General features: G+C 48.5%; 24 protein-coding genes and 2 tRNA genes. 11 read left to right on the top strand and 15 right to left on the bottom strand.

Annotated features, from left to right (window positions below):
- Positions 1 to 47: 47 nt before the first annotated feature.
- Both asd and rsgA read right to left on the bottom strand, forming a co-directional pair.
- Positions 48 to 878, bottom strand: a complete 831-nt coding sequence (gene asd, locus BLP64_RS09455; protein WP_233340148.1) for an archaetidylserine decarboxylase — start codon at positions 876 to 878, stop codon at positions 48 to 50.
- Positions 879 to 913: 35 nt separating this feature from the next.
- Positions 914 to 1972, bottom strand: a complete 1059-nt coding sequence (rsgA, locus tag BLP64_RS09450) for a small ribosomal subunit biogenesis GTPase RsgA (protein ID WP_092593836.1) — start codon at positions 1970 to 1972, stop codon at positions 914 to 916.
- 91 nt (positions 1973 to 2063) lie between these two features.
- Here rsgA and orn point away from each other — a divergent pair, with 91 nt between their 5' ends.
- The 3 genes from orn (at position 2064) to BLP64_RS09435 (ending at position 3025) form a co-directional block, all read left to right on the top strand.
- Positions 2064 to 2630 (top strand): oligoribonuclease, encoded by a 567-nt coding sequence (orn, locus tag BLP64_RS09445; RefSeq protein ID WP_092593813.1) that lies wholly within the window; start codon positions 2064 to 2066, stop codon positions 2628 to 2630.
- A gap of 103 nt (positions 2631 to 2733) precedes the next feature.
- Positions 2734 to 2809, top strand: a tRNA-Gly gene (locus BLP64_RS09440).
- A 140-nt stretch (positions 2810 to 2949) separates the two neighbouring features.
- Positions 2950 to 3025: transfer RNA gene (locus BLP64_RS09435), tRNA-Gly, on the top strand.
- A gap of 20 nt (positions 3026 to 3045) precedes the next feature.
- Here BLP64_RS09435 and BLP64_RS09430 read toward each other — a convergent pair.
- Positions 3046 to 3417, bottom strand: a complete 372-nt coding sequence (locus BLP64_RS09430; RefSeq protein WP_092593812.1) for a DUF423 domain-containing protein — start codon at positions 3415 to 3417, stop codon at positions 3046 to 3048.
- A gap of 56 nt (positions 3418 to 3473) precedes the next feature.
- Between BLP64_RS09430 and BLP64_RS09425 the strand changes: the two genes are divergently transcribed.
- Complete coding sequence (locus tag BLP64_RS09425) at positions 3474 to 4760, top strand: acetyl-CoA hydrolase/transferase family protein (RefSeq protein ID WP_092593811.1); 1287 nt, start codon at positions 3474 to 3476, stop codon at positions 4758 to 4760.
- Between the two features lie 126 nt (positions 4761 to 4886).
- Positions 4887 to 5252, top strand: coding sequence for a MaoP family protein (gene maoP / locus BLP64_RS09420; protein WP_092593810.1), 366 nt, complete (start codon positions 4887 to 4889; stop codon positions 5250 to 5252).
- Positions 5253 to 5313: 61 nt separating this feature from the next.
- Here the strand turns inward: maoP and purD are convergent, their stop codons facing one another.
- The 10 genes from purD to cutA all read right to left on the bottom strand — a co-directional run bounded on the left by purD (position 5314) and on the right by cutA (position 15108).
- The gene (purD, locus tag BLP64_RS09415; protein ID WP_092593809.1) at positions 5314 to 6600 is read right to left on the bottom strand and encodes a phosphoribosylamine--glycine ligase; all 1287 of its coding nucleotides are present in this window, start codon (positions 6598 to 6600) and stop codon (positions 5314 to 5316) included.
- Positions 6601 to 6622: 22 nt separating this feature from the next.
- The gene (gene purH / locus BLP64_RS09410; protein WP_092593835.1) at positions 6623 to 8194 is read right to left on the bottom strand and encodes a bifunctional phosphoribosylaminoimidazolecarboxamide formyltransferase/IMP cyclohydrolase; all 1572 of its coding nucleotides are present in this window, start codon (positions 8192 to 8194) and stop codon (positions 6623 to 6625) included.
- Positions 8195 to 8262: 68 nt separating this feature from the next.
- Positions 8263 to 8556 (bottom strand): DNA-binding transcriptional regulator Fis, encoded by a 294-nt coding sequence (fis, locus tag BLP64_RS09405; RefSeq protein ID WP_092593808.1) that lies wholly within the window; start codon positions 8554 to 8556, stop codon positions 8263 to 8265.
- Positions 8557 to 8574: 18 nt separating this feature from the next.
- Positions 8575 to 9540 carry a tRNA dihydrouridine synthase DusB gene (gene dusB, locus BLP64_RS09400; protein WP_092593807.1) on the bottom strand — a complete coding sequence of 322 codons (966 nt, stop codon included), beginning with the start codon at positions 9538 to 9540 and terminating at the stop codon, positions 8575 to 8577.
- A gap of 124 nt (positions 9541 to 9664) precedes the next feature.
- Positions 9665 to 10546 carry a 50S ribosomal protein L11 methyltransferase gene (gene prmA, locus BLP64_RS09395; RefSeq protein WP_092593806.1) on the bottom strand — a complete coding sequence of 294 codons (882 nt, stop codon included), beginning with the start codon at positions 10544 to 10546 and terminating at the stop codon, positions 9665 to 9667.
- Positions 10546 to 11901, bottom strand: coding sequence for an acetyl-CoA carboxylase biotin carboxylase subunit (gene accC, locus BLP64_RS09390; protein WP_092593805.1), 1356 nt, complete (start codon positions 11899 to 11901; stop codon positions 10546 to 10548). Before accC ends, prmA begins: the two co-directional genes overlap by 1 nt.
- Positions 11902 to 11925: 24 nt before the next feature.
- Positions 11926 to 12378, bottom strand: coding sequence for an acetyl-CoA carboxylase biotin carboxyl carrier protein (accB, locus tag BLP64_RS09385; RefSeq protein ID WP_092593804.1), 453 nt, complete (start codon positions 12376 to 12378; stop codon positions 11926 to 11928).
- Between the two features lie 31 nt (positions 12379 to 12409).
- Positions 12410 to 12874, bottom strand: coding sequence for a type II 3-dehydroquinate dehydratase (gene aroQ, locus BLP64_RS09380; protein ID WP_092593803.1), 465 nt, complete (start codon positions 12872 to 12874; stop codon positions 12410 to 12412).
- 144 nt (positions 12875 to 13018) lie between these two features.
- On the bottom strand, positions 13019 to 14788 hold the full coding sequence (locus BLP64_RS09375; RefSeq protein ID WP_092593802.1) for a protein-disulfide reductase DsbD: 1770 nt from the start codon (positions 14786 to 14788) through the stop codon (positions 13019 to 13021).
- Positions 14785 to 15108 carry a divalent-cation tolerance protein CutA gene (gene cutA, locus BLP64_RS09370; RefSeq protein ID WP_092593801.1) on the bottom strand — a complete coding sequence of 108 codons (324 nt, stop codon included), beginning with the start codon at positions 15106 to 15108 and terminating at the stop codon, positions 14785 to 14787. Before cutA ends, BLP64_RS09375 begins: the two co-directional genes overlap by 4 nt.
- Before the next feature lie 183 nt (positions 15109 to 15291).
- Between cutA and BLP64_RS09365 the strand changes: the two genes are divergently transcribed.
- From BLP64_RS09365 to BLP64_RS09355, 3 genes are all read left to right on the top strand, one after another.
- Positions 15292 to 15585, top strand: coding sequence for a co-chaperone GroES (locus BLP64_RS09365; protein ID WP_092593800.1), 294 nt, complete (start codon positions 15292 to 15294; stop codon positions 15583 to 15585).
- A 14-nt stretch (positions 15586 to 15599) separates the two neighbouring features.
- A complete protein-coding gene (gene groL, locus BLP64_RS09360) occupies positions 15600 to 17231 on the top strand; it encodes a chaperonin GroEL (protein WP_092593799.1) in 1632 nt (543 codons plus the stop codon).
- Between the two features lie 287 nt (positions 17232 to 17518).
- Positions 17519 to 18043: a DUF3016 domain-containing protein gene (locus BLP64_RS09355; protein ID WP_092593798.1), complete on the top strand. Its 525-nt coding sequence runs from the start codon at positions 17519 to 17521 to the stop codon at positions 18041 to 18043.
- Here the strand turns inward: BLP64_RS09355 and epmB are convergent.
- A complete protein-coding gene (gene epmB, locus BLP64_RS09350; protein ID WP_233340145.1) occupies positions 18040 to 19029 on the bottom strand; it encodes an EF-P beta-lysylation protein EpmB in 990 nt (329 codons plus the stop codon). The genes BLP64_RS09355 and epmB overlap by 4 nt on opposite strands.
- A gap of 122 nt (positions 19030 to 19151) precedes the next feature.
- Between epmB and efp the strand changes: the two genes are divergently transcribed.
- The 3 genes from efp (at position 19152) to BLP64_RS09335 (ending at position 21142) form a co-directional block, all read left to right on the top strand.
- On the top strand, positions 19152 to 19721 hold the full coding sequence (gene efp / locus BLP64_RS09345; RefSeq protein ID WP_092593796.1) for an elongation factor P: 570 nt from the start codon (positions 19152 to 19154) through the stop codon (positions 19719 to 19721).
- Positions 19722 to 19731: 10 nt separating this feature from the next.
- On the top strand, positions 19732 to 20706 hold the full coding sequence (gene epmA / locus BLP64_RS09340; protein ID WP_092593795.1) for an elongation factor P--(R)-beta-lysine ligase: 975 nt from the start codon (positions 19732 to 19734) through the stop codon (positions 20704 to 20706).
- A 61-nt stretch (positions 20707 to 20767) separates the two neighbouring features.
- Positions 20768 to 21142, top strand: a complete 375-nt coding sequence (locus tag BLP64_RS09335) for a MerC domain-containing protein (protein WP_092593794.1) — start codon at positions 20768 to 20770, stop codon at positions 21140 to 21142.
- A gap of 1 nt (position 21143) precedes the next feature.
- Here the strand turns inward: BLP64_RS09335 and trmA are convergent, their stop codons facing one another.
- On the bottom strand, positions 21144 to 22244 hold the full coding sequence (trmA, locus tag BLP64_RS09330) for a tRNA (uridine(54)-C5)-methyltransferase TrmA (RefSeq protein WP_092593793.1): 1101 nt from the start codon (positions 22242 to 22244) through the stop codon (positions 21144 to 21146).
- Positions 22245 to 22836 lie beyond the last annotated feature (592 nt).

Genomic DNA, 22836 nt, shown 5'->3' with positions numbered 1-22836 from the left:
GAGGTGACTCATGAAGCCTTCTTAAATACCAAGGATTCGAGTTGTACTTAGTCGTCTCTTTCACCAAGAATTTCACCCATTCGGGTGACACTGCCAGGTTCTAAATCATCATCGAAATCAATCACATCATCAGGGAACAACAGGATAACTGTTGAACCAAGTTTGAAGTGGCCCATTTCTTCCCCTTTCTTTAACCGAATTGCTTGATCACCGGATGCTGGATAGTGCCAGGTATGAACATCTGTACCTTTCGGAGGCGTCACGGTTCCTGACCAAACGGTGCCGATGCTTGCCACGATAGTCGCGCCGACCAGAATCATCGCAAAGGGGCCAAATTCACCGTCAAAAATTGCAATGACACGCTCATTCCGTGCAAACAAATTAGGCACATGAGCCACCGTGAGTGGGTTGACTGAGTAGAGATCACCAGGCACGTAGATCATTTTGCGCAAGACGCCATCACACGGCATATGAATGCGGTGATAATCTTTTGGTGCTAGGTAGATTGTCGCAAACTCGCCATCATGAAATTGCTCGGCGGCCTCTGTATCGCCCCCTAGCAACTCCAACAAGCTATAGTCGTGCCCTTTGGCTTGGAAGATACGATCATCATCGATATCGCCCAATTGGCTAATTGCCCCATCAACTGGATGAGCGAAAAGGTGTGGTTCATTGGCAAGCAATGGACGCAGCTCAGGCTTTAGATAACGAGTGAAGAACTCGTTAAAGGTTTTATAGTCGCTGGGTTGCTCCAGAATCGCTTCGCTCATATCGATTTTGTACTGTCGAATAAACCAGCGAATAAATACCTGGGTGAACCAGCCCGCTTCTGCCGCGGCAAATTTACCCATGGCCCGAGAAATGGCATGTTTTGGCATAACATGCTGCAGTTGTACTTTCACGCGATTCCAGTTCACGTTTTTTTTCCTCTTGTCGTTGCACGGGATGGTTTTAAGGCCATCGATTCAATGATTCTGTGGTAATTGTACAAGCGAGTGGCATGCAGGTCACCTGCTGCACAGGCTTCTTTTAATGCACATTCAGGGTCATCTTGGTGTTTACAATCACGAAATTTACACTGGCCTAGGTAGGGACGAAAGTCGATAAAGCACCAGGCCACTCGTTCGGGTTCTAAATGCCAGAGGGCGAACTCGCGAATGCCCGGTGAGTCAATTAACACCCCACCCGTGGGAACCTGATAGCGTGTTGCTACTGTGGTGGTATGTTGACCCAACCCTGAGTTATCGGAGACATCCCCAACCTCAGCTTGAATATGTGGCATTAACGCATTGACGAGCGACGATTTGCCCACGCCTGATTGGCCCACCACGATGGAACAATGCTGATCAAGCAATTGACGGATCGATTCAACGGATTCTGGCTCAAGCGCACTGACCATTTCAACGCGGTAACCAATGTCTCGGTAGACCGCGAGGGCAGCAGTGATTTCTTGCTGCTCATCCGGCGGTAATTGTTGTAACAAATCGGCTTTGTTCAGAATGATTACTGGGGTGACGCCGATGTCCTCACACGCCACCAAGTAACGGTCGATAATTTGGCTGGAAAAGGCAGGCAATACACTGCTGACCACCAGGATTTGATCCACGTTAGCAGCAACGGGTTTCAACCCATCGTAATAATCAGGACGGCTTAATAGCGTTTGGCGCGGTTGCACTGCTTCGATGACGCCTGCAATGTCATCATTGCGCTGTTTAAAACGACGCCAAATTACATTATCACCGCACACTAAGGAGTCGACAGTGCGACGAATATGGCAGCGCAGCGCGGGCTCTTGCACGGTACAAATAATGGCTTGTTGCCCGAAACGACTAACCACAACGCCGAGCTCAGCTGCTTCCAATGCGGTGTCATCAGTGATGTCCGCATCGTGCTGAACCTGTTGAAGGCGCCGTTCCTGATTGGATTTTATCCGGCGTAATTGTCCTTTGTTTAAACGTCGTTGTTTTGCCATCAATTTCATTCCAGTTCATACTATGCAGAATCATACATGATCATGATATGAAGTGCCTGAAATTAATTGTGTCCATATAGGGTAAAAATCAATGACAGCGAGTGCCGATCGACTGATTTGGATCGATTTAGAAATGACCGGATTGTGCCCGGAAACCAACCATATTATTGAAGTGGCGACCATCGTCACCGATTACGACTTAAATATTTTGGCGGAAGGGCCTGTGCTAGCAGTTCATCAACCGCAAGCATGGTTAGATCGAATGGATGATTGGAACGTGCGAACTCATACTGGGTCAGGGTTAATAGAACGGGTCAAGGCAAGTCCTTATGATGACGCCCAAGCCAGTGCCGCAACCATTGAGTTTTTACAACAATGGGTCACGCCAGGCAGTTCCCCGATGTGTGGGAATACGATTTGCCAAGACCGTCGTTTTTTAGCGAAACATATGCCGACTTTGGAAGCCTATTTTCATTACCGAAATTTAGACGTCAGTACTCTGAAACAATTGGCCAAATATTGGGCGCCGGAAGTTGCGAGTGGGTTAGTGAAACAAGGTGCCCACACCGCTCTTGCTGATATTCGTGAGTCCATTGAGGAACTGCGTTACTATCGTAAACACTTATTTAAAGAGCCCTTTGCGCTCAATGATGCATGATTTTTATGCGAACCGATTAAATAGCGAACGAACGCACCGATTAGGTGAAAAAAGCGCTTGACGAGACGCGGAGGATCAGTAAAATACGGCCTCGTTAACACATGCGAGAATAGCTCAGCTGGTAGAGCACAACCTTGCCAAGGTTGGGGTCGCGAGTTCGAATCTCGTTTCTCGCTCCAAATTCTGAAAAGCCCGAAAGACTTTCATCTTTCGGGCTTTTTTTATGCTTGCAGGCAAGAGGGGTAAGCAAGGCTCCCCCATTGGGTGTATTGACTTTGCGGGGGGAGTCGTTAGAATAATCGGCTCACTTCGAGGATAAGCGGGAATAGCTCAGTTGGTAGAGCACAACCTTGCCAAGGTTGGGGTCGCGAGTTCGAGTCTCGTTTCCCGCTCCAAAACTCCTCAACCGGTCCTATTAAATTTCTTTCAACACCGCCCAGAATGTCCAAATCCAAGCAACAATAAAACACACGCCGCCTACGGGAGTAACGGGTCCAAAGATTTTATTACCGGTCAGCCCAAGTAAATAAAGGCTGCCTGAAAATAAAATAATTCCAGCCAGCATAATCCAGCCCCCGGTTCGTAACCCATGAGCTTGCGGAAATTGTTTGAGCAGCACTGCCACTAATAGCAATCCGAGTGCATGGTAAATTTGGTACTGAACGCCCGTTTGAAACACCGTAATTTGTTCGGGGGAGGCAAATTGTTTTAATCCATGCGCCCCAAATGCTCCTAAAACTACCCCCAACGCCATATTGATTGCGCCGAGCATTACGAATATTTTCATAGCCTTGTTTAACCTCATCTTGATATTGTTGAAACTGTATCTGAAAAGGACTCACTATGCTCGTTCAAAATGCACATGAAGCGCTCCAAATTTTGGAAGACAATGATGTCATCTGGTGCCAATCGATGGCAGCAACCCCCTATAAGCTCCTTGAGGGGCTGGCGGAAGTGGCCTTATCACGCCAAAACCTGACCCTCTTACAGTTACACACTGAGCAAAGTGAGATCCTGAGCCAACCTGAGTTAAAGGGGCACTTGCGGCAGCGTGCATTTTTCGTGGGGAAATCGACGCGTGGTGCTGTTAATGACGGCTTAGCAGATTATGTCCCTATGTTTCTTTCAGAAATTCCGAAATTATTTCGCTCCGGTGACCAGCCGTTAGATGCCGTTTTAATTCAAGTGTCACCCCCTGATGCTCATGGTTATTGTAGCTTAGGTATTTCGGTCGAGGCCACTCGTGCGGCGCTGCAAGTTGCCCGTAAAGTGATTGCCTGGGTAAACCCCAACATGCCACGCACTCACGGTGACTCCTTTATTTCGTTAAATCAAATTGACCGCTACTTTGTGCATGAAGCGCCACTTCCGATCCATCAACAACCGGAACAGTCGGCGGTGACCTCTCGGATCGGTGAGTTAGTCGCGGGACTCATCAATGATGGTGATTGTCTGCAAATGGGCATCGGCGCAATTCCTGATGCCACCTTGCGCTGCTTAGGCAATCATAAAGACCTCGGCATTCATACCGAGATGTTCTCTGACGGTGTATTGCCTCTGGTGGAGCGGGGCGTGATTAACAATTCTCGCAAACGTAAACATCGCGGCAAAATAGTCACCACCTTCGCCATGGGCAGTCAGAAACTTTACGATTTTGTTCATGATAACCCGCTGGTGGCTTTCCTTGATGTGGAGTACACCAACGACACCGCGGTGATTCGCCAGAATAAACAAGTTATGGCCATTAACAGTGCGTTACAGATCGACTTGAGCGGTCAGGTTTGTGCGGACTCGATGGGAACCAAGATTTATTCTGGCGTGGGCGGACAAATGGACTTTGTGCGTGGTGCAAGCTTGTCAGAAGGCGGGCGTTCCGTGATTGCTCTTCCAGCAACGGCCTGCGGCGGAAAAGTCTCGCGTATTTCTAGCATGTTGAATCCAGGAGCAGGGGTGGTCACGACACGTGCTCACGTCCATTATGTGGTAACAGAGTTTGGGGTCGCTAATCTACGCGCGAAAAGTTTGACTGAACGTGCGGACGCCTTAATTCAGATCGCTGCACCTGAGTTTCGTGAGCAGCTGGCACGGGAAGCCTGGGATGATTGGGGATTACGCGTCAAGACCAGCTAGAACGGTTAATTTTCAGTGAAAATCAATAAAAATATTGACTTTATCGCCATTCGCCTCTATATCGTCACTGACGCAAGAGGCGTTATCTTTTACCTGTAGGTTGTAGGTCTGGAGGAAAGACACACAATGGCGACTGTAAACCGTGAACAACTCATCAAAAAGCCATTTAATGACTTTAAAAATTACCCGTACGGTTTTGCCCGTTCAGGTGACTTTTCAATTCGCGAAAGCGAACTCCTAGGTAAGCATGGCAGCTTAATCACAGCATTGATGAGTGGTGAAATTGAGCCCGAATCAGCAGAAGAGCAATCTTTGTTAGCGGTTGCTCGTGGTGAAAAAGCAGCAGAAACTCCGATTGAGAAAGCGTGGTCGAAATACCAAGCACGAATCAATCGACCGAAAGTTGGCAGTATGTACGGTCGTAGCCGCTATACCGACGAAGCCTTTGAAATGTCGGGTGTGGATGACGACGATATCGTTGTAGAAGATTAATCGAATCAACACTTGCCCCGACTCGCGCTTGCGGCGTCGGGGCAATTATCTTTTCTTACAATTAGGCTTTACGAGCGATGGCTCGGTAAGCAATATCGGTACGATAGTAAACATCGCGCCAGTGAATCTTGGCTACCGCTGCATAGGCGCGTTGTTGCGCTTGTGTGACCGTCTCACCGATGGCTGTAACACAAAGCACACGCCCCCCAGCAGTGACCAATTCACCCTGTTCATTCAACTGAGTGCCCGCTTGGAAAACCTTCGCACCCGTTAACTCCGCCTGCTCAATGCCTGTAATCGGATCGCCTTTGGCGTAATCATCGGGATACCCCCCCGCTGCCATCACGACACCAACCGTGGCACGCGGGTCGAACGCTATTTCTTGGCCAGCCAGTTGTCCCGCACAAGCGGCAAGACATAACTGCACCAAATCTGAATTTAATCGCAGCATAATGGGTTGGGTTTCAGGATCACCAAATCGGCAATTAAACTCCAGAACTTTGGCGGTGCCATCAGGGGTGATCATGAGCCCTGCGTAGAGGAAGCCCGTGTACGGGTGACCTTCAGCGGCCATACCAGCCACTGTTGGCTCAATAACATGGGTCATCACCCAGTCATGGATTTCTGGGGTTACGATTGGAGCGGGAGAATAAGCTCCCATGCCACCAGTATTCGGGCCTTGGTCACCGTTGTCGCGGGCTTTATGATCTTGGCTGGAAGCAAAGGGGAGTGCCGTTTTACCATCGACCATGACAATAAAGCTGGCTTCTTCACCCACCAAGAACTCTTCAATGACAACCCGACTTCCTGCATCCCCAAAGCGATTGCCGGCCAGCATGTCGTCAATTGCCGCAAAGGCTTCTTGCTGCGATTGAGCAATGATAACGCCTTTGCCTGCTGCCAGACCATCGGCTTTAATCACAATGGGAGCACCGTGCTGACGAACATAATCCTTAGCAGCTTCCACGTCAGTAAAAGTCGCATAGGCGGCTGTAGGAATGTGATGGCGCGCTAGAAAGTCTTTACTAAACGCTTTGGAGCCTTCTAATTGAGCAGCCCCTTGCGTTGGACCAAAAATAGTTAGCCCTGCCGCTTGGAAGCGATCCACCACTCCCAAGACTAGCGGTGCTTCGGGGCCGACAATCGTCAAGGCAATGTCATGAGACTTCGCAAAGGCTAATAGCCCGGCAATATCATCTGCGGCAATTGCAACGTTCTCGATGCCGTTCTCAGCGGCCGTCCCGGCATTCCCAGGGGCAACATAAACCTGGTTAACACCGGCACACTGGGCAGCTTTCCATGCGAGTGCATGCTCGCGACCGCCACCTCCAATAATCAATATATTCATGGTCACTTGCTTCCTTATGTCATTAGTGGCGGAAGTGGCGCATGCCAGTAAAGACCATGGCAATGCCATGCTCGTCGGCTGCTGCAATCACTTCATCGTCACGAATAGAGCCACCCGGTTGGATAATAGCAGAGATTCCTGCGGCTGCGGCAGCATCAATGCCATCGCGGAACGGGAAGAATGCATCAGAAGCCATAACCGAGCCTGGCACAGATAAGTTTTCATCAGCGGCTTTGATGCCCGCAATTTTAGCGCTATAAACACGACTCATTTGTCCTGCGCCAACACCGATGGTCATGCCATCGCGTGCATAAACGATCGCATTGGATTTCACAAACTTGGCAACTTTCCAGCAGAACAGCAAATCTTTCAGCTGTGCTTCGGTCGGTTGCTTTTTCGTCACCACTTGCAAGTCAGCCGCCGTGATTTCACCTAAATCACTATCTTGCACCAGCAGGCCGCCATTGACGCGTTTATAGTCCCAACTTGGGGAACGCTCGGCTGGCCATTGTCCACACTCTAATAAGCGCACGTTAGGCTTCGTAGCAACCACGTCACGAGCCGCTGCACTGACCGTTGGGGCAATGATAACCTCGACAAATTGGCGCTCAATAATGGCGGTTGCGGTTGCTTCATCCAATTCACGGTTAAACGCAATGATGCCGCCAAAGGCTGAAGTTGGGTCGGTGGTAAATGCACGTTCGTACGCGCTCAGGGCATCTGCTGCAATAGCAACACCACAGGGGTTCGCATGCTTCACAATCACACAAGCCGGCTCCGCAAATGATTTCACACACTCTAGCGCAGCATCAGTGTCCGCGATGTTGTTGTAGGAGAGCTCTTTGCCTTGCAACTGTACGGCCGTTGCAATCGACGCTTCACGAGGTGTTGATTCAACATAAAATGCTGCTTGCTGGTGGCTGTTTTCGCCATAACGTAAATCTTGCTGCTTCGTGAATTGAGCATTAAAGGTTCGCGGGAACTGACTTTGCTGTTGTGGCAGGCGCGCCCCAAAGTAATTGGCAATCATGCCGTCGTATTGGGCGGTATGCTCAAACGCCTTCACCGCGAGATCAAAGCGCGTTTCAAAGGTCAGGCTGTTCTGGTGCGCATCCATTTCAGTAATAACGCGTTGGTAATCGTCCGCATTCACCACAATGGCAACATCGCGATGGTTTTTCGCTGCTGCACGGACCATGGTTGGGCCACCAATATCGATGTTCTCGACGGCTTGTTCATGGGTGCAGTTGGGGTCTGCTACGGTGTTCGCGAAGGGATACAGATTCACGGCAACCAAGTCGATTGGAGCAATGTCTTGTTCTGCCATGACCGCTTGGTCTTGATCGCGACGCCCTAAAATTCCGCCATGAATTTTAGGGTGCAGGGTTTTCACCCGACCATCCATAATTTCAGGTTGCCCCGTATGCTCCGACACATCGGTGACAGGAATTTGGTTATCTCGTAATAGTTTCGCCGTACCACCGGTGGATAAAATTGTGACGCCTCGTTGAACGAGCGCTTGCGCAAAGGCGACGATACCAGTTTTATCTGAAACACTTAAGAGAGCGCGTTGAATAGGACGATGTTGCATGATTTGCGTTACCTTTCTGAATTCATCAAAGAAAAAAAGAGCACACAAGGCGCTCTTTTTCCGTTGGTAGATTAGTTCATACCATACTTTTTCAGTTTCTTGCGTAGTGTGCCGCGGTTAATGCCTAACATGGTCGCCGCACGGGTTTGGTTACCACGAGTATAGGTCATAACTTCTTCTAATAAAGGCGCTTCCACCTCAGCAAGAACCAGTTCGTAAAGTTCTTCTGGGTCGTGACCATCTAATTGCTTCAAAAATGAATTTAAGGCTTGCTTTACAGAATCACGTAACGGCTTTGGCTGGGCGTTGTTACCGATTGTTGTAAATGGAGAAATCGGATCACGATTAGCGTTTTGATCAAACATAGGTGCGCTCTATCTCTTCTAGTTTACTGTTGCAAAAAACTCCGTCAGGGCTTGAATCTGCTCATCAGCACTTTCGATACTGACAAACACCCGACGAAAATCAGAAGTGGGCAGGTGCTGATTTAAATACCAGCCCACGTGTTTTCGGGCAATCCGAACGCCCCCGAACTCACCGTAATAGTGATGGAGTTCGCGCACGTGTCGTAACACCATTTGGCGGACTTCATCAAGGGTGGGGGGTGGTAGCTGTTCGCCGGTTGCTAAATAGTGCGCAACTTCGCGAAACAACCACGGATTCCCTTGGGCACCGCGGCCAATCATAATGGCATCGGCACCAGTATACTCAAGGACCTGTTTAGCCTTTTGGGGGGAGGTGATATCCCCGTTGGCGATCACCGGAATAGTGACAGCGGCTTTGATGGCCTTTATTGTGTCATATTCCGCGTGACCTTTGTACATACAGGCCCGGGTGCGACCGTGAACGGCTAAGGATTGAATGCCTAATTGTTCAGCCAATCGGGCTATTTCAACGCCATTGCGATGTTCAGGCTCCCAACCCGTTCGTATTTTTAGCGTCACTGGCACGTCTACCGCCGCGACCACGGCAGAAATAATTTCACTGACCAAGTCGGGGTATTGCAGTAGTGCGGAGCCCGCTAATTTTTTGTTTACCTTTTTTGCAGGACACCCCATGTTGATATCAACAATCTGTGCGCCTAGTTCAACTTGAAACTGGGCTGCTGCCGCCATCAACTCAGGTTCTGACCCTGCAATTTGCACAGCACGGATACCTTGTTCGTCGGTGTAATCCATTCGGTCACGCGACTTTTTAGTATCCCAGACCAACGGATTGCTCGACAACATTTCAGACACCGTCAGTCCAGCCCCCAACTCATGGCATAGCCGTCGGAAGGGTTGATCTGTGACCCCTGCCATAGGGGCAAGAATAACTGGGTTCGTTAGTTGAAATGTGCCGATCCGCATCGGTTAAAAACTGTGCAACTCAAAGGAGGGAAATTTTAGGGAATTTGGCGGCTAAATGAAAGGCTGTAATTTGTACAAAAGCCGCCTTTTTTGTATTTTTTGCTCTTGACAAATCGCAGGAAACTCACTGTTTGCGTTTTGCGTGCAACATCACCCAGCCTTCTTTGATTTCAGCTGGGCTAAATTCAAAGTGATCGGCATAGGCATTTTGCACCGCATCGATTTGTCGTTCCAGAATTCCCGACATGACTAACTCACCATGAGGTGCAACATAATCGGTAATCACCGCTGCCAGCTCCTGCAATGGGCCAGCTAAAATATTAGCAACGACCACATCGGCTTGCAGGCTCGGTTGATTGCTCGGCAGATACACTTCCAATTGCTCCGCCACGCCATTACGGGCCGCATTATCTTTACTGGCGAGTAAAGCTTGCTGGTCAATATCGATACCAACTGCACGGCTCGCACCGAGTAATAATGCACCAATGGCCAAAATACCCGACCCACAGCCAAAGTCGACGACGGTTTTGCCTTCCAACTGCTGCCCGTCCAACCAGCCCAAGCAGAGCGCGGTGGTTGGGTGCGTGCCCGTGCCAAACGCCATGCCGGGGTCCAGCATAATATTCACGGCATTTGGGTCAGGAATTTCACGCCAGCTAGGGCACACCCAAAGGCGATTGCCAAACTGAATTGGGTGGAAACTATCCATCCACTCACGTTCCCAATCTTTATCCTCAAGCTGATCGGTTTTGTAGTGAAAGCCGTCTTTGAAGTAGCTAGATTTTGCCAAGTTGGCAATGATCGGAGCTAAGTCAGTTTCTGCCGGAAATAGCCCAGTGACCAGGGTTTCTTGCCAGTAGACCAGTTCCCCAATCGGTGGTTCGAAAATTGGATTATCTTGCGCATCACGGTAGGTAACAGCCATGGCGCCATTTCCTTGCAGCATGTCGCCCACGTGGGGCGCATGCCGTTCAGGTGCTGATACCGTTAATTGAATCCAAGGCATTAGGACGAATGACCACCAATTCCAAGTTTCTTCTCAAGGTAGTGGATATTGGTCCCACCTTGTTGGAAGTGTTCATCAGTCATGATGTCTTTTTGCAACGGCACGTTGGTTTTAATGCCTTCAATGATCAGTTCGCTCAACGCATTACGCATCCGCATAATGGCAACCTCACGGGTTTCCCCATAAGTGATGAGTTTCCCGATCATTGAATCGTAGTTCGGTGGAACTTTATAGTCCGCATAAACGTGCGAATCCCACCGAACGCCCATCCCACCTGGTGAGTGGAAACGGGTGATCATGCCTGGTGAAGGAATAAACGTGGTTGGATCTTCCGCATTAATCCGACATTCAATGGCATGGCCAGTAATGGTGATGTCTTCTTGTGAAATAGAGAGCGGACGACCGGCCGCAATACGCAGTTGCTCTTTGATCAAGTCAATGCCCGTGATCATTTCGGTCACTGGGTGCTCGACTTGAATTCGGGTGTTCATTTCAATGAAATAGAACTCACCGTTTTCATACAAGAATTCAAAGGTACCTGCTCCGCGGTAACCAATCTCAAGACAGGCTTTCACGCAGCGCTCACCAATAAATTGGCGCATTTCTGGGGTAATTCCCGGTGCTGGCGCTTCTTCAACCACTTTTTGGTGACGGCGCTGCATAGAACAGTCACGCTCACCTAGATAAACGGCGTGGCCTTGGCCATCCGCTAAAATCTGGATTTCGATGTGGCGTGGGTTCTCGAGGAATTTCTCCATGTAGACCATGGAGTTGCCGAAAGCGGCCCCAGCTTCGGTTTTGGTGGTGCTAATAGCACGTAATAATTCTTCTTCTTTACGGACGACGCGCATGCCGCGACCACCGCCACCACCCGCTGCTTTAACGATAACCGGATACCCGATGCGCTGGGCAATCTTGAGGTTTTCTTCGTCATCTTCGCCCAGTGGACCACCGGAACCAGGAACACAAGGAACGCCAGCTTTTTTCATCACTTCGATGGCGGACACTTTGTCACCCATTAAGCGAATCACATCGGCGGTTGGGCCGACAAAAACGAAGCCTGACTTCTCCACTTGCTCAGCGAAATCAGCGTTTTCAGCTAAAAAGCCGTATCCCGGATGAATGGCGGTCGCATCAGTAATTTCTGCGGCACTAATAATACGGGGAATATTTAAGTAACTTTCAGTTGCTGGCGCGTTACCGATACAGATGGATTCATCGGCGAGCAGCACGTGCTTCAAATTACGATCAACGGTTGAATGAACGGCAACCGTTTTAATGCCGAGTTCTTTACATGCGCGTAAAATGCGCAATGCAATTTCGCCTCGGTTGGCAATGACTACCTTATCTAACATGACGATGTCCTGTGTCGATATGTGTTATTCGATGATGAAAAGTGGTTGATCAAACTCAACCGGCTCACCGTTTTCCACAAGAATTTGTTTGATGACACCGCTTTTATCTGATTCGATGTGGTTCATCATTTTCATTGCTTCGACGATACATAACGTCTCGCCAGTTTTGACCTGTTGGCCAACGGTTACGAAGTCTTTCGCACCTGGTGCTGGTGCTGCGTAGAACGTACCAACCATAGGTGAGCGAACCACGTGGCCGGATAACTCAGGAGCCGCTGGTTGCTCTGCAGCCGCAGCTGGTGCAGCAGGTGCTGGAGCTGCTGCCGCTGGCTGAGGTGGTAACTGATAATGTACTGGCGCACTAAACTGGCCACCGCGGTGAATACGAACTGACTCTTCACCTTCAGTAATTTCTAATTCAGCGATGCCTGATTCTTCTACCAGTTCGATCAACTTCTTAATTTTGCGAATATCCATGATGGTTGTTAACCCCAATGTTTGATGTCCGTTATTGCCCCGTGAGCTGACGTGCGGCTGCGTGTAATGCTAATTCATAACCTTGAACACCCAAGCCACAAATAACTCCAACGGCAATATCTGCTAAGTACGAATGCTGGCGAAATGGTTCGCGAGCATGAATATTGGAAAGATGAACTTCTATAAATGGTATTGCGACGCCAGCGAGGGCATCACGTAATGCAATGCTTGTGTGTGCGAACGCGCCTGGATTGATCACAATGTAATCAACCCCAATCTGTTGGGCCGCGTGGATGTCATCAATGAGCTGATGCTCAGCATTTGATTGGCGACATTCAAGCTGCAATCCAAGTTCTTCAGCGCATTGATGAAGCCGCTGTTCAACCTGTGTCAGAGTGGTAGTGCCATAAATTTCTGGCTCCCGTGTTCCTAATAAATTTAGGTTGGGCCCATTCAGGACAAGGACTTTATTTTTTCTCTCATTACTTGCGGTCATAATGCTGCGATCTGCTGCGAACTATCAATATTGATATTAGAGGTCATTTTCGACCTCTAGTTCAACAAATATTTCGGCATTATAGAGAAAAAATGAAATTACGCAGCAAAATACTGGTCTTATCACCGCTAATCGCTGCAAGATTCAACGTTCTTTTAACGCCTCGATGTGTTGCGCAAAGGGGTCGGCTGCCATAAACCCAGTCACCCGTGAACGCTCTACTTCTTTGTTATCTTTAAAAAATAATATAGAAGGTAGGCCCATGACTTGGTATTCCGCCAAAATATCATGGTTCGCAGGCGTATTGTCCGTGACATCAGCTTGCAACAAAATCACATTGTCGGTGGCTGCTACCACCACCTCTGCACTAAAGGTATCGCGTTCAAATTCTTTACAAGCCACACACCAATCGGCGTACAAATCGAGCATCACCAGTTGTTGTTGGGATGCAGCTTGCGTCATTTGGGCTTCAATTTCAGCCACTGAATGCACTTGGATAAAAGGCAATTGGTGATGGGGTTGAGGCCACCAACTGTAGACTAAGACGCTGCCCAAAATAGCCCAAAGAGTCGCGAAACGGATGGCAGTTTTGCGGGGTAACTCGCGCCAATCGGTACCAATCAGGTAAAGCGCACTGCCCACTACGAAGGCAATCCACAACCAATCGGCAACCACATAGGGTAGCAACCGTTCGACGAGGACGATAGCGACTCCTAACAGTACCACGCCAAAAATACGTTTGATGGTGTTCATCCAGGCGCCGGCTTTGGGAAGCAGCTTGCCCCCGGTCACACCGAATACCAGCAGTGGTAGCCCCATGCCGATACTTAATGCATAAAGTACTGCTGCTCCGACGGTTAAATCACCGGATTGGGCAATAAACAAGAGCACGCCAGAGAGCGGTGCTGTGGTACATGGCGACGCAATTAAGCCCGAAATAGCGCCCATCAAAAAGACACTCGAATGCGCTCCACCACGCTGGCCCTGGCTCATTTGGTTGAGATAATTTTGCCATCGTTGCGGTAGCTGAATGGTGTATAACCCAAACATACTGAGCGATAGCAGCACAAAAATAATGGCTAAGGCCACCAAAATAGCAGGGTGTTGAAGCATGGCTTGGTAGCGTAATCCCGCTAAGGCAACCACGACGCCCAATAACGAATAGGTGATAGCCATGCCTTGTACATAAGCCAAACTCAGGGTGAATGCCCGCCGGGTAGTGAGCGGCTGACTGGTCGCCGCGGCGGCATTGCTTTGCCCCATAATAATGGCTGAGATAATTGGATACATTGGCAACACGCATGGGGTAAATGCGAGCCCTATCCCAAAGACCACAAACAAAATGAGTACCAACCAGAGCGGCTGTTCAGTAATGGTTTCGACAAAACTCGACTGGTTGACCTGCTGGGAATTTTCAGTGACTTGTTGAAAATCAATCACCGGGCGCCCATCTCCTTGAACACCGGTTAAGTAAATGGTTTTTTCAGTGGGAGGGTAACAAAGCCCGGCATCTGCACAACCTTGATAGGAGATAACAAACTCTTGGTTGGGTGCGGCATGGGCAAGGGCGTAGGTCAACTCCACCTGTTGACGGTAAACAATGGTTTCACCAAAGAATTCGTCTACATGAGGTTCCCCCTCGGGGAGTTCCGGTGTTGCGCTGAGCTGCACCGGAGATTGCACCATAAACCGATGCTGATACATGTAATAACCGTCGGCAATTCGCCATTGCAAGCGCAGTTGTTCGCCTTGCTGACGAAAGTCAAACTGGAACGCTTCGTCAACGGGCAGAAACTGAGTTTGTTGAGCGAAAGGGTCATCCACTTTTAGTTGGAACTGAGATTGTGCGGAGCCGGTTGCGATGAAGCTTGCAACTCCAAATACTAGTAGCCAGCGAAACCAGGTGAACATCATGATTGGGTAACCTGTTTTATCCAGTTGAGATAGGCGTCTGAGCCTGAGCTAATGTTGAGTGCAATAATTTCTGGAACATCATACGGATGCTCAGTTTGAAGCAATTGAAATAAGGCTTCAAGTTGATCTGCGGTGGTCTTGATTTGCAGCAATACTTCGTCGTCGGCGTGCAGGTGGTCATTCCACCAATACATGGATGTGGAAGGTGCACTAATGTTTACGCAAGCAGCATAACGTGCTCTTAAAACTTTCTCCGCCAAGGCGGTGGCGACGGGTTTACTCGGACAACTACAGATTACTAAACGGAATTCGGTCGTCATACCTAGGCCCTATCCTAAGTTGTGGTTTGGATTCAGTATACGAAATTCAAAAAAAATTATCAGAAAACCTTGATATCAATTTTTTACCCCCCATAACAAGGGCACAAGACATTTTTAACGACCTCAGAATGGTTCTGAGGTCTTGTTATCAACCCTAAACTGTAGGTTAAGGAGTTATCAACGATGAAACTTCGTCCTTTACATGATCGTGTGATCATCAAACGCTCAGAAGCAGAAGCAAAGTCTGCGGGCGGAATTGTACTGACTGGATCAGCAGCAGAAAAATCAACACGTGGTGAAGTTGTTGCAGTCGGTAACGGCCGTATCTTGGATAACGGCGATGTGAAGGCTCTGGATGTGAAAGTAGGTGACATCGTTCTTTTCAATGAAAGCTACGGTGTGAAAACACAGAAAATCGATGGTGAAGAATACCTAATTATGTCTGAGTCAGACATTTTAGCGATTATCGAAGCTTAAGAGGGAAATGAATTATGGCAGCTAAAGAAGTTAAGTTTGGTAACAACGCGCGTCAGCGCATGTTGAAAGGTGTCAACATTCTTGCTGATGCAGTGAAAGTCACCTTAGGTCCAAAAGGCCGTAACGTGATTTTAGACAAATCTTTCGGTGCCCCGTTAATCACGAAAGATGGTGTTTCTGTTGCGAAGGAAATCGAGCTAGAAGATAAGTTCGAGAACATGGGCGCACAAATGGTAAAAGAAGTTGCGTCCAAAGCGAATGATGAAGCAGGTGACGGTACCACCACTGCGACCGTGTTAGCGCAAGCGATTGTGAATGAAGGCTTGAAAGCGGTTGCTGCGGGCATGAACCCAATGGACGTGAAGCGTGGTATCGACAAAGCAGTTGCAGCTGCGGTTGAAGAACTGAAAAACTTGTCACAACCGTGCAATAACTCAAAAGCAATTGCACAAGTTGGAACGATTTCAGCAAACTCAGACAGCACCATTGGTGAGTTGATTGCTCAAGCAATGGAAAAAGTTGGTCAAGAAGGTGTTATCACCGTTGAAGAAGGCCAAGCATTGCAAGATGAGTTAGAAGTGGTTGAAGGGATGCAGTTTGATCGTGGCTACTTGTCACCTTACTTCATCAACAACCAAGAAAACGGCACCGTTGAATTAGATAGCCCGTTCATCTTATTGGTCGACAAGAAAGTATCTAATATTCGTGAGTTGTTACCGGTATTAGAAGGCGTTGCGAAGTCAGGCAAACCATTGTTGATCATTGCCGAAGATGTGGAAGGCGAAGCTTTGGCAACCTTAGTTGTCAACAACATGCGTGGTATCGTGAAAGTTGCAGCGGTGAAAGCCCCTGGCTTTGGTGACCGTCGTAAGGCAATGTTGCAAGATATCGCCGTGTTGACTGGCGGTAATGTGATTTCTGAAGAAATTGGCATGGAGCTTGAGAAAGCAGACTTGAGCGACCTCGGTACTGCCAAGCGTGTGGTGATTAACAAAGACAACACCACCATTGTTGACGGTAGTGGCGACCAAGCTGCGATTGAAGGCCGCGTCACTCAGATTCGCCAGCAAATTGAAGAAACCTCTTCAGATTACGACCGTGAGAAGCTGCAAGAGCGCTTGGCTAAACTAGCTGGCGGTGTTGCGGTCATCAAAGTTGGTGCAGCAACTGAAGTTGAAATGAAAGAGAAGAAAGCTCGTGTGGAAGACGCATTGCATGCAACGCGTGCTGCCGTTGAAGAAGGGGTAGTCCCTGGTGGTGGTGTTGCCCTCATCCGAGCGGCGAGCAAGTTAGCTGATTTACGTGGTGATAACGAAGATCAAAACGTTGGTATTAAGCTAGCCTTGCGTGCGATGGAATCTCCTTTACGTCAAATTGCCAATAACGCGGGCGCAGAAGCGTCAGTGGTTGCAAACAACGTGAAAAACGGTGAAGGCAACTACGGTTACAACGCAGGTCAAGACGTGTACGGCGACATGCTTGAAATGGGTATCTTGGATCCAACCAAAGTTACTCGTTCAGCATTGCAATTCGCGGCATCAGTTGCATCTTTGATGATCACCACTGAAGCCATGATTGCAGAACTGCCGAAAGACGAACCAGCAATGCCAGACATGGGCGGCATGGGTGGCATGGGCATGATGTAAGCCCACTGGTCGACAGCAATGTAGACATTAAAAAAGGGAGGTGCTTCGGCATCTCCCTTTTTGTTTGCTTGCACGGGCTGGATTATGGAGCCATATGGTTGATTAAATCACTCAACATATCATAGGCTTCAGCACATGTCGGAACCGTGGCGCTGACTTCAGCATCTTAGCAACAAGGGCAGCGAAGTCGGTGTGGTGTGTCACAAATCGGTGCCGCTGTGCGTCTTTATTAGCAAAGGTCATATAATAGTATGTGATGATCAAGCCGCACGAATGAGGAGGCGATTATGAAAACAATCACACAATTGGCATTGAGTATTGGATTGGTTTTGGCTGGCATGAGTGCCGCCAACGCATTTCCTGCACAAGTTGAGGTGCAATGGCAAGATACGGACGAATACACGGATTTTGAGTCGGCTAACCAGCCGAAAGAGCCTTTTGCGACTCGAACAAAAGGTGAGTTAACTGAGTATTTGCAGGAGCTTGCGGCAACCTTGCCAAAGGAGCACAAGTTGATTGTGACCTTTGAGGATGTGGATTTAGCAGGACGAATTGAGCCCACTTATGGGGCGGCGAATGTGGATTATTATCGGGTTCTAGATGATATTTCATCTCCCAAACTGGTGATTAGTTATCAATATTTGACGGCAACGGATGAGGTTATTAAAGCTGAAGAGAACCTGGTCTTGCGCAAAGTCAGCCCGATTCGAAATACTCGGAGTCTGTTAGCAACCGGCCGTGACTCCTTGTATTTAGAAAAGGAACTGCTGAAAGATTGGTTCAACTCCAGCTTTACCAACAGCAGCAACTAAAGCGGTGTTTTACTCGGTTCACCGGCAATTTCGCGGACTAATTTAGGCACCAAAAAGCCGGGTAAATTGACTTGCAATTGGTGTAACAGCGCACGTGCAACCTCGTCACTCACAGCAAAGTGACTGGCTCCTGCCACTTGATCGAGCTGGTGCAGATAATAAGGCAAAACTCGCGCAGCAAAGAGCGCTTCGCAGAGTTCTGTTAAAACGTCTGCATCAGCATTAATTTGTGCCAGCAGAACACTTTGATTTAATAGCGTGATGCCAGCATCAGCCCAAAGTGCGAGCCCTTGTTTTAGAGCCGGCGATATTTCCTGTGGGTGGTTAATATGCAACACGAGAATTGCTTGCAATGGGCTTGCTGCCAACCGGTGCGCTAATTCTTGCGTCAGTCGGCTCGGTAACACCACCGGTAATCGTGAATGGATACGAATCCGTTTGAGTTGTGGCAATTGTTCGAGTCGAGTGAGTAACTGGTCCAACTGCTTATCCGTAGCCATCAGCGGGTCACCCCCACTTAAAATCACCTCATTAATATTGGCATCATTTTGAATGAGCTCGATTAACTGCTCTAATTCTGCAGGACCAAAATGGTGGTCAGCGTAGGGGAAGTGGCGGCGGAAACAGTAGCGGCAGTTAATCGCACAGCCGCCTCGTAGAATCACCAACACACGTGATTTATATTTGTGGAGCACTCCGTATTGCCCCGCGTTGAGCTCCGCTAATGGGTCCGCGATGAACCCATCACGCTCGATAAACTCATCGGCATGGGGCATGACTTGCATCAGCAAGGGGTCCTGTGTATTTCCGCGCTGCATTAAATTAGCAAAATGCCGCGTTACTCGTAATGGAAAGAGTCTTCGAGCTGCTTGATGCTGCTCGACCCATTGCGAGGGCAAATTGAGGTGCTGAGCAAGTTGCTGAGGGTCAGTAAATGATTGCGCTAATTCTTGCTGCCATTGAGGGCGAACCGAGGTGACATTCAATTTAGATACCAACGACAAATAAGTTTATGACAGAGTATTAATTATTTTACCTGAAAATAATCGCAATATGGTTTATTATTGCCCGCGAAATCGCTCCACGTATGCTTATTAATGAGGAAAGTATGGCGAATTACAGCACCAACGAATTTAAAGCTGGTTTGAAGATCATGCAAGATGGTGAGCCTTGTAACATCATCGAAAACGAAGTTGTTAAGCCGGGTAAAGGGCAAGCATTCAACCGTGTCAAAATCCGTAAACTCATTAGCGGTAAAGTGGTTGAGAAAACCTTCAAATCAGGCGAGTCTGTGGAAGGCGCAGATGTTGCCGATATGGAATTGGCTTATTTGTATAACGATGGCGAATTCTGGCACTTCATGAACAACGAAACATTTGAGCAGCTTGCGGCCGATGAAAAAGCCGTGGGTGAAGCGACCAAATGGTTAGTTGAACAAGATGTTTGTACTTTAACTTTATGGAACGGCAGCCCGATTGCCGTGACGCCACCAAACTTCGTGGAATTAGAAGTGGTGGATACGGACCCTGGTTTGAAAGGGGATACTGCAGGAACCGGTGGCAAGCCAGCCACGTTGAGCACTGGCGCTGTGGTTCGCGTTCCTTTATTCGTACAAATTGGCGAAATCGTCAAAGTCGATACCCGTTCTGGCGAGTACGTGTCGCGCGTCCAAAAATAAGGACTCAGACATGACGCAGCTCACTGATCAGTGGCAACCCAGCGCAAGTTTGGCTGCTCTCAAACAGCGAGCTGCATTATTTCGTACGATTCGCGCGTTTTTCGAAACGCGCGATGTCCTTGAAGTAGACACCCCACTCCTAAGCCGTTACGGCGTCACTGATTTGCATCTTGAAAATCTGGTCACCCACATCAGCCGTTATCCCGAGCACACGTTTTATCTGCAAACCTCTCCTGAATACGCCATGAAACGCCTGTTGGCGGCATATCAAGTTTCGATTTATCAACTGAGTAAAGTATTCCGTGATGATGAGGTCGGGCGGCATCACAATCCTGAGTTCACTATGCTGGAATGGTATCGAGTTGGGTTTCAGATGTCGGATCTGATTGCCGAAGTCGTGACGTTGCTAGAAACCGTCTTAGGTGAGCGGCCGATTCATCAGTTCACGTATCAACAAGTGTTCCAACACTACTTATCGATAAACCCTCTCACTGCGAGCGTTGCAGAATTACAAACATGCTTGAGTCATTATTCGCATGTGGCGGATTTGGCGCAACGGGAACAGGACCGAGACACGCTTTTACAGCTGGCGTTGGCCTTGGTGATTGAGCCGCAATTGACGCCCGCCGCAATCACCATTATTAGTCATTTTCCGACCAGTCAAGCAGCTTTAGCACAAGTTGACCCTGAGGATCCTCGCGTGGCTTTGCGTTTTGAAGTGTACGTGGGGGGCGTGGAACTGGCGAATGGCTATCAGGAATTAACCGATGTCGAGGTGCAGCGTGAGCGATTTACCCAAGATAATCAGCTACGTGCACACTTTGGGAAGTCCCAAAAACCCGTCGACCATCGTTTATTACACGCCTTAGCGGCCGGACTTCCTGAGTGTTCAGGGGTGGCGCTGGGGGTTGATCGTCTGCTGCTTTTGCAAACAAAAAAATCTGCGATTCGTCAAATTTTACCCTTCGATGTGACTTGCGCCTAACCAAAGTAATGTTATAATGTAACAGTCGCTTTAGGTACGATGTCGAAGAGAAGATCAGTTTATGACGCAGCAATCATTAGATAAAACAGGGATGTGGGTAACGACCTTATGTGCGTTGCATTGTCTGTTGTTGCCGGTGATATTACCCGTTCTCTCGCTGATCGGCTTGTCATTTATTGGAGCGACACTGCTGGAACGTATTATCTTAAGCACCAGTATTGTGGTTGGCTTAATTGCATTGCTCGCCGGCATGCGTAAACACGCTCGCTTTTATCCGTTGACCATGTTATTTGCTGGCGGCGTTATTTATTGGCACAAAGATATTTTTGGTGCCATGGGCGAACCCCTTATTATCTTAGTGGGCGCAGGGTTAATTATTGCCGCCCACTGGCTCAACCTACGTCTGGTTCGTTTATCAGACGGCTTGTCTGTTTAGTTCACTGCTTTCGTTGTAGTAGCACACCCGTTTCCATATGGGCGGTATAGGGAAACTGATCAAAGAGTGCTGCTTTGACAACATCATGGGTTTTCGTTAGCTCGGATAAATTCTCAACCAGCGTGGTTGGATTACATGAGATATACATGATGGTTGGGTAGTGGCTCACCAGTTCCAACGTTGCCTCATCGAGCCCCGCTCGTGGCGGATCCACCAACACCGTTTGGCAATGAAAACTTTGATAAACCTCTGGTGGTAAGCGGCGGGACTGTTTTTCACCTTGCATGACTGCACTAAAGTCTTCCGCAGACATCCGCACGAGAGTGACATTATCTATGTTATTCAATTGGCAGTTGAATTGTGCGGAAGCAACGGAGGGTTTACTAATTTCAGTCGCAAGCACGCAGTTAAAGTTTTGCGCTAGGGGCAAACTGAAGTTCCCGTTGCCACAATAGAGCTCAAGCAGATCCCCCGTCGCGTTTTGAGTTGCTGCTAAAGCCCATTGAATCATCTGTTGATTGACCGCAGCATTGGGTTGCGTGAAGCTATTCTCAATTTGTTGAAAGTGATAGGGCGTTCCCTGGATATTTAAAGTTTCAATGACCCAGTCTTGGGTGACGGCCAGTTTCTGTTTACGTGCTCGCCCTACTATATAGATAGTACCGAATTGACTGAGGTGTTCTTGCAGGAGCTCTGCTTCTTGTTGCCAATCCTCTTCCAGTGAACGATGGTATAGCAATGATACAACGGCTTGATTCGTTGTGGTGGATAAAAAATCGACTTGAAAGAGGCGGTAGCGTAATGTGGGGCGCTCCCGAATGTAATCGAGCAACGCCGGCATTAGTTGATTGATGAGCTGACTCGCGATTGGAAACTGGTCCACGCGAATCCGCTGTTGCGTTGAGCTATCAAACATAATGTAGTACAAATCATCGCCATCATGCCAAACTCGAAACTCAGCACGCATGCGATAGTATTCAGGCGGTGACGGGAATACCTCGAGAGCGGCCTGGTTGAAAGGGCTCAGCATCTGTGTCAACAGCTCTGCTTTCTCAATGAGCTGTTGCTGATAGTGTTCGGGGTATGTAGTGGTTAACGCCATGAAGGATTCCTAATCTCGGTGCATTGATTCGATGCGTTGAATGACAAGAAGGGCGAATTGTAACGACCAAGCTTCAAATGTCCACATGAAGATGAGCAATGGAAGACACAATGAAAGATACAAGGAACCGTCCAAATTGTTACGTAATTGTACATTTCTGGTCGTTTATTGTCAGCTTCGTTCACAAAACCAGCAGTCAGTTCAAAAACCTTAAAAAAAGTCTAAATTCCCCTTGACGCAGGCGCTGAAATCTCTAAAATGCGCCCCACGCTTGAGGTGAGCAACAAGGCCCCTCCAAGCAGCGGTCAAACGTCAGAAAAAAGAAGCTCGAAAGAGCTTGACTAAAACCGCCAAGGCTCTATAATGCGCAGCCTTGCTCGAAACGAGCGAACGTTCTTTAACAATTTACCAAGCCAAGCAAACTGTGTGGGCACTTCCGAGAATTCAGTGCAGAGAAATAGGTGTCTTAGACACCACCTGACTGATTGAAGAGGTGCTTAACAAACAAAGCTTTATTAAGTCATTGATTCAATGGGTCGATTAAACACTTTAAATTGAAGAGTTTGATCATGGCTCAGATTGAACGCTGGCG

It is taken from the genome of Pseudidiomarina indica, from assembly GCF_900104245.1.
Classification (GTDB): Bacteria; Pseudomonadota; Gammaproteobacteria; order Enterobacterales; family Alteromonadaceae; genus Pseudidiomarina; species Pseudidiomarina indica.
This window is presented reverse-complemented; position numbering and strand designations above follow the sequence as displayed.

Bases quoted from the DNA above. Each gene is read 5' to 3' on its own strand.
- asd (WP_233340148.1), bottom strand. From the start codon at position 878: ATGCCAAAACATGCCATTTCTCGGGCCATGGGTAAATTTGCCGCGGCA.
- rsgA (WP_092593836.1), bottom strand. From the start codon at position 1,972: ATGGCAAAACAACGACGTTTAAACAAAGGACAATTACGCCGGATAAAA.
- orn (WP_092593813.1), top strand. From the start codon at position 2,064: ATGACAGCGAGTGCCGATCGACTGATTTGGATCGATTTAGAAATGACC.
- BLP64_RS09430 (WP_092593812.1), bottom strand. From the start codon at position 3,417: ATGAAAATATTCGTAATGCTCGGCGCAATCAATATGGCGTTGGGGGTA.
- BLP64_RS09425 (WP_092593811.1), top strand. From the start codon at position 3,474: ATGCTCGTTCAAAATGCACATGAAGCGCTCCAAATTTTGGAAGACAAT.
- maoP (WP_092593810.1), top strand. From the start codon at position 4,887: ATGGCGACTGTAAACCGTGAACAACTCATCAAAAAGCCATTTAATGAC.
- purD (WP_092593809.1), bottom strand. From the start codon at position 6,600: ATGAATATATTGATTATTGGAGGTGGCGGTCGCGAGCATGCACTCGCA.
- fis (WP_092593808.1), bottom strand. From the start codon at position 8,556: ATGTTTGATCAAAACGCTAATCGTGATCCGATTTCTCCATTTACAACA.
- dusB (WP_092593807.1), bottom strand. From the start codon at position 9,540: ATGCGGATCGGCACATTTCAACTAACGAACCCAGTTATTCTTGCCCCT.
- prmA (WP_092593806.1), bottom strand. From the start codon at position 10,546: ATGCCTTGGATTCAATTAACGGTATCAGCACCTGAACGGCATGCGCCC.
- accC (WP_092593805.1), bottom strand. From the start codon at position 11,901: ATGTTAGATAAGGTAGTCATTGCCAACCGAGGCGAAATTGCATTGCGC.
- accB (WP_092593804.1), bottom strand. From the start codon at position 12,378: ATGGATATTCGCAAAATTAAGAAGTTGATCGAACTGGTAGAAGAATCA.
- aroQ (WP_092593803.1), bottom strand. From the start codon at position 12,874: ATGACCGCAAGTAATGAGAGAAAAAATAAAGTCCTTGTCCTGAATGGG.
- BLP64_RS09375 (WP_092593802.1), bottom strand. From the start codon at position 14,788: ATGATGTTCACCTGGTTTCGCTGGCTACTAGTATTTGGAGTTGCAAGC.
- cutA (WP_092593801.1), bottom strand. From the start codon at position 15,108: ATGACGACCGAATTCCGTTTAGTAATCTGTAGTTGTCCGAGTAAACCC.
- BLP64_RS09365 (WP_092593800.1), top strand. From the start codon at position 15,292: ATGAAACTTCGTCCTTTACATGATCGTGTGATCATCAAACGCTCAGAA.
- groL (WP_092593799.1), top strand. From the start codon at position 15,600: ATGGCAGCTAAAGAAGTTAAGTTTGGTAACAACGCGCGTCAGCGCATG.
- BLP64_RS09355 (WP_092593798.1), top strand. From the start codon at position 17,519: ATGAAAACAATCACACAATTGGCATTGAGTATTGGATTGGTTTTGGCT.
- efp (WP_092593796.1), top strand. From the start codon at position 19,152: ATGGCGAATTACAGCACCAACGAATTTAAAGCTGGTTTGAAGATCATG.
- epmA (WP_092593795.1), top strand. From the start codon at position 19,732: ATGACGCAGCTCACTGATCAGTGGCAACCCAGCGCAAGTTTGGCTGCT.
- BLP64_RS09335 (WP_092593794.1), top strand. From the start codon at position 20,768: ATGACGCAGCAATCATTAGATAAAACAGGGATGTGGGTAACGACCTTA.
- trmA (WP_092593793.1), bottom strand. From the start codon at position 22,244: ATGGCGTTAACCACTACATACCCCGAACACTATCAGCAACAGCTCATT.